The organism is Xanthomonas bonasiae, from assembly GCF_017163705.1.
Lineage (GTDB): Bacteria > Pseudomonadota > Gammaproteobacteria > Xanthomonadales > Xanthomonadaceae > Xanthomonas_A > Xanthomonas_A bonasiae.
Map to the genome: position 1 here is coordinate 645,620 of NZ_JAFIWB010000001.1, position 6,519 is coordinate 652,138.

The 6,519-nt window shown below is 71.4% G+C and carries 7 protein-coding genes; 1 reads left to right on the forward strand and 6 read right to left on the reverse strand.

The annotated features are described in order from the left end of the window. Positions 1-26 precede the first annotated feature (26 nt). The 5 genes from JR064_RS02665 to rlmD all read right to left on the reverse strand — a co-directional run bounded on the left by JR064_RS02665 (position 27) and on the right by rlmD (position 4,459). Positions 27-581, reverse strand: coding sequence for a hypoxanthine-guanine phosphoribosyltransferase (locus tag JR064_RS02665; protein ID WP_179563691.1), 555 nt, complete (start codon positions 579-581; stop codon positions 27-29). Beyond that, a complete protein-coding gene (nagZ, locus tag JR064_RS02670) occupies positions 581-1,588 on the reverse strand; it encodes a beta-N-acetylhexosaminidase (RefSeq protein WP_206228701.1) in 1,008 nt (335 codons plus the stop codon). The genes JR064_RS02665 and nagZ overlap by 1 nt, the downstream gene beginning before the upstream one ends. A gap of 142 nt (positions 1,589-1,730) precedes the next feature. Then, positions 1,731-2,408, reverse strand: coding sequence for a DsbA family oxidoreductase (locus JR064_RS02675; protein ID WP_206228702.1), 678 nt, complete (start codon positions 2,406-2,408; stop codon positions 1,731-1,733). An 81-nt stretch (positions 2,409-2,489) separates the two neighbouring features. Further along, positions 2,490-2,996: a CYTH domain-containing protein gene (locus JR064_RS02680; RefSeq protein ID WP_206228703.1), complete on the reverse strand. Its 507-nt coding sequence runs from the start codon at positions 2,994-2,996 to the stop codon at positions 2,490-2,492. 110 nt (positions 2,997-3,106) lie between these two features. Next, positions 3,107-4,459, reverse strand: coding sequence for a 23S rRNA (uracil(1939)-C(5))-methyltransferase RlmD (rlmD, locus tag JR064_RS02685; protein ID WP_206228704.1), 1,353 nt, complete (start codon positions 4,457-4,459; stop codon positions 3,107-3,109). A 279-nt stretch (positions 4,460-4,738) separates the two neighbouring features. On the opposite strand from rlmD, the gene JR064_RS02690 reads away from it, so the two are divergent. Continuing rightward, on the forward strand, positions 4,739-5,449 hold the full coding sequence (locus JR064_RS02690) for a response regulator transcription factor (protein ID WP_206228705.1): 711 nt from the start codon (positions 4,739-4,741) through the stop codon (positions 5,447-5,449). Between the two features lie 178 nt (positions 5,450-5,627). On the opposite strand, the gene recO is transcribed toward JR064_RS02690, so the two are convergent. Then, the gene (gene recO, locus JR064_RS02695) at positions 5,628-6,428 is read right to left on the reverse strand and encodes a DNA repair protein RecO (RefSeq protein WP_206228706.1); all 801 of its coding nucleotides are present in this window, start codon (positions 6,426-6,428) and stop codon (positions 5,628-5,630) included. Positions 6,429-6,519 lie beyond the last annotated feature (91 nt).

The following is a 6,519-nucleotide window of genomic DNA, read 5'->3' on the forward strand; positions in this document are numbered from 1 at the left end:
CGCGCGATGGGAAAAGGCGTCGCGCCCTATTCCTTCATCGCGTAGATCGCCGGCAGGTTGCGCAGGCCTTCGTTGACGTCCATGCCGAAGCCGAACACGTAGCGGTCGGGCACTTCCACGCCCACGTAGTCGGCGTTGACGTCGTCCACGCGGCGGTCGTGGCGCTTGACCGTCAGCGCGGCGATGCGCACGTCGGTGGCGCCCTGTTCCAGGCACCACTGGCGTACCGCCAGCAGGGTCAGCCCTTCGTCGAGGATGTCGTCGAGCAGCAGCACGCGGCGCCCGTACAGCGCGGTGGCCGGGCGGTGCTTCCACACCAGTTCGCCGCCGACGGTCTCGCCGCGGTAGCGGGTGGCGTGCAGGTAATCCAGCTGCAGGTCCTGGCCGCGCGCGCCCAGTTCCAGCGCCAGTTGCCCGGCGAACGGCAGCGCGCCGTGCATGATGGTCAGGTAGACCGGGATCTCGCCGCGGTAGTCGGCGGCGATGGCGTCGGCCATGCGCGCGATGGCCTGGTCGAGGTGCGGACGATCGACCAGCAGGTCGGCCTGGGCCAGGGCCTGGGCGATGGTGAGAGTGGACATCAGGCGGTTTTTCCGAGGGTTGCGAGCAGGTGGGATTGGGTGTGGCCGTAGCGGGCATCGGCGAGCAGGCCGTCCCAGCCGAGGGCGCCGCGGCCGATCAGGCCGAGCAGCGCGGCGGTATTGAGCGGGCGGTCGCGCACGGCCTGCAGCGAGTCTTCGACCAGTTCGGGATGGCAGACCAGGACCACGTCGCAGCCGGCGTCCAGGTGCGCGGACACCCGCGCGGCGACCCCGCCGGCGGCGAACGAGGCGGCCATGCCGATGTCGTCGGAGAACACCACGCCGCGGAAGCCCAGTTCCTGGCGCAGGATCTGCTGGATCCAGCGCGGCGAATAGCCGGCCGGTTCCGGCGCGACCTGCGGGTAGACCACGTGCGCCATCATCACCGCGTCGGCGCCGGCGGCGATGCCGGCGGCGAACGGCACCAGGTCCTGCTCGCGCAGTTCCTGCAGCGGGCGCGGATCGACGGCGTTGTCGATGTGGGTGTCTTCCAGCACCGTGCCGTGGCCGGGAAAGTGCTTGAGGGTGGCGGCCATGCCGACGCTGTGCATGCCGCGCACGTAGGCGCGGGTGAACGCGGCCACCACCTGCGGATCGTCGCTGAAGGCGCGGTCGCCGATCGCGCGGTTGCCGCGCGCCAGATCCACCACCGGGGCGAAACTCAGGTCCACGCCGCTGGCGCGGACCTCGCTGGCCATCAGCCAGGCATGCTGCCCGGCCAGCGCCAGCGCCGCATCGCGATCGCGCGCATACAGCGCGCCGAAGCCGTGCAGCGGCGGCAAGGCGCTATAGCCTTCGCGGAAGCGCTGCACGCGGCCGCCTTCCTGGTCCACGCAGATCAGCTGCGGCCGCGGCGCCGCGGCGCGGATCGCCGCGGTCAGCTCCACCAGCTGCGCCCTGGAGGCGAAATTGCGCTTGAACAGGACCACGCCGGCGACGGCATCGTGCTGCAGCCAGTCGCGTTCCTGGGCGGTGAGTTCGGTACCGGCGACGCCGATCGCGAGCATGCGGGGGATTCTCCTGCCAGCGCTGTTCAGCGCGCCTGGGCGGCATTGTCGCAGATGCCGGCGCCGGCGGCAGGCCGCCGCGACGGCGCGCGGCCGCCGAGCCGCGTTGTGTGTCGGCCAGGTTGCCGCGCTGCGACAGCCGCTAGACGGCGCAGCCGTCGGGGCCGCAGTCCTGGGCCGCGGCCGGCGCCGCCGGCAGCAGGCCGCGCAAGGTCGAGGCGAACACCTCCGGCGGCTGCGCGCCCTGGATCGCGTGGCGGCCATCGATGACGTAGGTCGGCACCGCGCGGATGCCCATCGCCTGCGCCTGTTGCAGCTGCGCCTGAATCTCGGCCAGGCCCTCGTCGCCGTCCAGCAGCGCCTGCACGCGCGCCGCGGGCAGCCCGCCGGCGGCGCCAGCCGCGAGCAGCGTGCCGGGTTCGGCCAGGTTGCGCCCCTCGGCGAAATGCGCGTGGAACAGCGCCTCGGCCACCGCCTCGGCGTCGCCTTCGCGCGCCGCCAGCCACAGCAGCCGGTGCGCCGGCAGCGTGGTCACCCGCACCTGGCCGCGATCGAAGTCGAACGGCAGCCCCTCGGCGCGCGCGGTGGCCTGGGTCTGCGCCAGGATCTGCTCGGTGCGCGCGGCACCGCCGAACTTGGCTGCATAGGCCTCGCGCAGCGGCACCGGCTCGGTGCCGGCATCGGGATCGAGCAGATAGGGATGCCAGTGGATCTCCAGCGCCGGCGCGTCCGCGCCAAGCGCCGCGATGCCCTGCTGCAGCCGGCGCTTGCCGATCCAGCACCAGGGGCAGACCACGTCGGACCAGATATCGATGCGCATGAGCGGGGATTCGGGATTCGGGAATGGGGATTCGCAAAAGCATAAACCCGATCGCCGCACCTGACCCGCTTTTGCGAATCCCTAATCTCGAATCCCCAATCCCGGCCACTGAGAGAACGGATGCGAAGCCAGCGCCAGGTTGTAATAGCGCGCATCGTCGGTGACTTCGGCCCCGATCCAGTCGGGCTTGGCGAAGGCCTCGTCCGCGCTCTCCAGCTCGATCTCGGCGACCACCAGCCCGGCGTTGTCGCCGAGGAACTCGTCCACTTCCCACAGATGGCCCTGGTGCTGCACCAGGTGCCGGCGCTTGTCGATCAGGCCACCCACGCACAGCGCCAGCAGCGCGCGTGCATCGTCCAGCGGCAGCGGATATTCGAACTCCTGGCGGGTGTGCCCGAGCTCGCGCGACTTCAGGTTGAGGAACGCCTCTTCGCCCTGGAGGCGGACCCGCACCGAGGCCTTCTGCGCGCCGCTGTCCATGGCCGCCTGGTCGTTGATATAGCCCTGCGCCATCGGGATCACCCGATGCGCCGCGGCGCGCCAGCCGTCGCCGGTGACGAGGAATTTGCGTTCGATTTCGATAGCCATGGGATTGGGGATTGGAGATTCGGGATTGGTCAAAGCATAAGCCAGCGCGCAGACGCCGCTGTTACGAATCCCTATTCCCGAATCCCAAATCCCGGCTTCCCAACGAATCCCTAATCCCCAATCACCAATCCCGGCTTCTCGAACACCGCAATGCTCTCCACATGCGCGGTATGCGGAAACATGTCCATCGCGCCGGCGGCCTTCAGCACGAAGCCCTGCTCGTTGACCAGGTAGCCGGCGTCGCGCGCCAGCGAGCCGGGGTGGCAGCTGACATAGACGATGCGCTGGAAGCTGTCCAACGGCAGCTGCCGCAGCACCTCGATCGCGCCGGAACGCGGCGGGTCGAGCAGCAGCTTGTCGAAGCCCTGCTGCATCCACGGCGCCTGGCGCTGGTCCTGGGTCAGATCGGCGGCGAAGAACTGCGCGTTGTCCAGGCCGTTGCGCTGCGCGTTGTCGCGCGCCCGCGCCACCAGCCCCGCATCGCCTTCCACCCCCACCACCTCGCGCACCGTGCGCGCCAGCGGCAGGGTGAAGTTGCCCAGCCCGCAGAACAGGTCGAGCACGCGGTCGCCGGGCTGCGCGTCGAGCAGCGTCAGCGCCAGCGCGATCATCTTCTGGTTGAGCGAGGCGTTGACCTGGATGAAATCCAGCGGCCGGAACGCCAGCTCCACGTCCCACTGCGGCAAGCGGAACGACAGCGGCACCTGCTGCGGGTACAGCGGATGCACGCTGTCCACGCCGCCGGGCTGCAGGAAGATGGCGAAGTCGTGGGCCTGGGCGAACGCCACCAGCGCCGCCTGGTCGCGCGCGCTGAGCGGCTGCATGTGGCGGAAGGTCAGCGCCACGGCGTCGTCGCCGGCGATGAACTCGATCTGCGGGATGTCGCGCTTGCCGTCCAGGCTCTCGACCAGTTCGGCCAGCGCGCTCACCTTGAAGCCGATCTGCGGAATCACCGTGTGGCACACCGACAGGTCGGCGACGAAGCGCGGATCGAGCTCGCGGAAGCCGACCAGGGTCTTGTCCTTCTTCTCCACCCGGCGCACCGAGAAACGGCCCTTGCGCCGGTAGCCCCAGGGCGTGCCGGACAGCGCCGGCAGCACGGTCTGCGGGGTCACGTGGCCGATCCGCTCCAGGTTCTCGGTCAGCACCCGCTGCTTGGCCAGGATCTGCTGGTCCTCGGCCAGGTGCTGCAGCACGCAGCCGGCGCAGACCCCGAAATGCGGGCAGCGCGGTTCGACCCGCTGCGGCGAGACCTGCAGCACCTGCAGGGTGCGCGCCTCGTCGAAATGGCGGTTGCGCGCGGTGGGTTCGGCGAGGACGGTCTCGCCCGGCAGCGCGCCGGCGACGAAGGCGACCTTGCCGCCCTCGCCCTCGGGGCGGGCGACGCCGCGGCCGTCGTGGCTGAGGTCGACGATATCGGTCTGGAACGGGGTGCGGTCTAGGCGTTTTCTGGATCGGGCCACGTGGCGGCAGGCTGCGGGCGAAAAAGGGCGGCCATTGTCGCAGATGCGCCAGGGCCTGCCGATGCGCGGGGAGCGGCCCTGCGGTGCGCGGGCGCCGACGCCGCCCTATCGGCGCCCGGACGCGGCGCTTCGGGTTGCCCTGGCCTGCGCCGATCCGGCCAGCGGCCCCAGGCGGCGGCCCCGGAGCACCGGCTTGCGGACGCGGCGGCGGCGGCGCAAAGTGATGCGACGCATCGTCGCAGCCGCTAAGATGCGCCCAGGCCGCATGGAGGCATAAGGATGGCATCGACCCAGGACCCTGTGACGCGACTTTTGCTGGTCGAGGACGACCCGATCAGTCGCACGTTTTTGCAAGTGACGCTGGAATCCCTGCCCGCGCAGGTCGATCTGGCCGACACCGTCGCTTCCGCGCTGGCCAGTGCGCAGGCGCAGGAACACGACCTGTGGCTGATCGACGCCAACCTGCCCGACGGCAGCGGCGCCGACCTGCTGCAGCGCCTGCAGCGGCAGCGCCCCGGCACCCTGGCGCTGGCGCATACCGCCGACGCCAGCGGCGCGGTCCGCGACCACCTGCTCGGCGCCGGTTTCGCCGAAGTGCTGCTGAAACCGCTCAGTCCCGAACGCCTGCTGCAGGCGGTGCGCCGGTTGCTGGCGCGTGGCAGCGTCGGCACCGCGCCGGGCGCGGTGGAGGCGGCGGTGGACTGGGACGAGACCACCGCCCTGGTCGCGCTCAACGGCGAGCGCTCGCACCTGATCGCGCTGCGCGAACTGTTCCTGGCCGAGTTGCCCGGCACCCGCGACGCGGTCGCCTCGGCGCTGCAGCTCAGCGACGAGCAGGCGGTGCGCAACCACCTGCACCGGCTGCAGGCCAGCTGCGGCTTCGTCGGCGCCGCGCGGCTGGCGCGCGCGGTACGCCAGCTGCAGGGCGACCCGGCCTCGTCGCAGGCGCGCAGCCAGTTCAGCGAGGCGGTCGCGGCGTTGCTGCATTGAGCCGGGATTTGGGATTTGGGATTGGGGATTCGCAAAAGCAGGGGCGTCGGCGCACTTGCCGCACGCCCGTGTAGGAGCGGCTTCAGCCGCGACAGACGCCGTGGCAAGCCGGCATGCTGCAGAGGCGGTCGGGGCTGAAGCCCCCCCTGCAGGAAGCCGGCCGGCGCAAGCGCGCGGCTCAATCGGTCTTCGGCGCCTGCGGGTCAGCTACTTGCGGTGAGTCAGGCACCTGCGGCAGTTCCCCGGCTTCCGCGTCGCGGCGCTGGCGGGTCAGGTCCTGCAGCATCTCCCACGACTTCAGGCCGCGCCCGCCGAGGTGGTGCATCAGCACCACGCGCATGCCGCGGCGCAGGCCGGGCAGGTCTTCGGCCACCGGCATCTCGTCGGCGGCCAGCGCCAGCAGCGCGCGGCCGGTGGCCATGCCGCTGCGCTGGTCGTGGCCGCGGTCGCTGAGCAGGCGGCGCGGGCCGTGTTCGGCGTCCAGCACGTAGCGCGCGGCCGGGTCGATCGGCTCGCCGTCGCCGTCGTGGCGCAGGTCGAAGCCCACACCCAGGGCGTCCAGCAGGTCGCGCTCGAAGCAGCGCAGCGTCCACGCCAGCGGCGCCTCCGCGCCCAGCCGCGCGCGCACCCGTGCGTAGGCCAGGTACAGGTCCAGCGCAGGATCGTCGCGCGGCGCCAGGCGCAGGGTCAGTTCGTTGATGTAGAACCCGGCGAGCATGCCGTCCCCGCTCAGGCGCGGCGCCGTATCCACCGCCTCGGCCGCACGCAGCTGGGCCAGCTCGCCGCGGCGCTGCGCGCTGAAGCGGATCGACTGCAGCGGCTGCAGCGCCGCGCGCAACGGCTGGTTTTTCGGCCCCTGCACGCCCCGCGCCAGCACGCCCAGCCGGCCGTACTGCGCGCTCAGCACTTCGACCAGCAGGCTGGTCTCGCGCCAGGGGCGCGCGTGCAGGACGAAGGCGGGTTCGTGTTCGATGAGCATGGACGCTTCGGGACTCGGGACTCGGGACTCGGGACTCGGGACTCGGGACTCGGGACTCGGGACTCGGGACTCGGGACTCGGGACTCGGGAC

What these genes read in the sequence shown, in the direction of transcription:
- JR064_RS02665 (WP_179563691.1), bottom strand. Translation starts at nt 581, where the DNA reads ATGTCCACTCTCACCATCGCCCAGGCCCTGGCCCAGGCCGACCTGCTG.
- JR064_RS02680 (WP_206228703.1), bottom strand. Translation starts at nt 2,996, where the DNA reads ATGGCTATCGAAATCGAACGCAAATTCCTCGTCACCGGCGACGGCTGG.
- nagZ (WP_206228701.1), bottom strand. Translation starts at nt 1,588, where the DNA reads ATGCTCGCGATCGGCGTCGCCGGTACCGAACTCACCGCCCAGGAACGC.
- JR064_RS02675 (WP_206228702.1), bottom strand. Translation starts at nt 2,408, where the DNA reads ATGCGCATCGATATCTGGTCCGACGTGGTCTGCCCCTGGTGCTGGATC.
- recO (WP_206228706.1), bottom strand. Translation starts at nt 6,428, where the DNA reads ATGCTCATCGAACACGAACCCGCCTTCGTCCTGCACGCGCGCCCCTGG.
- JR064_RS02690 (WP_206228705.1), top strand. Translation starts at nt 4,739, where the DNA reads ATGGCATCGACCCAGGACCCTGTGACGCGACTTTTGCTGGTCGAGGAC.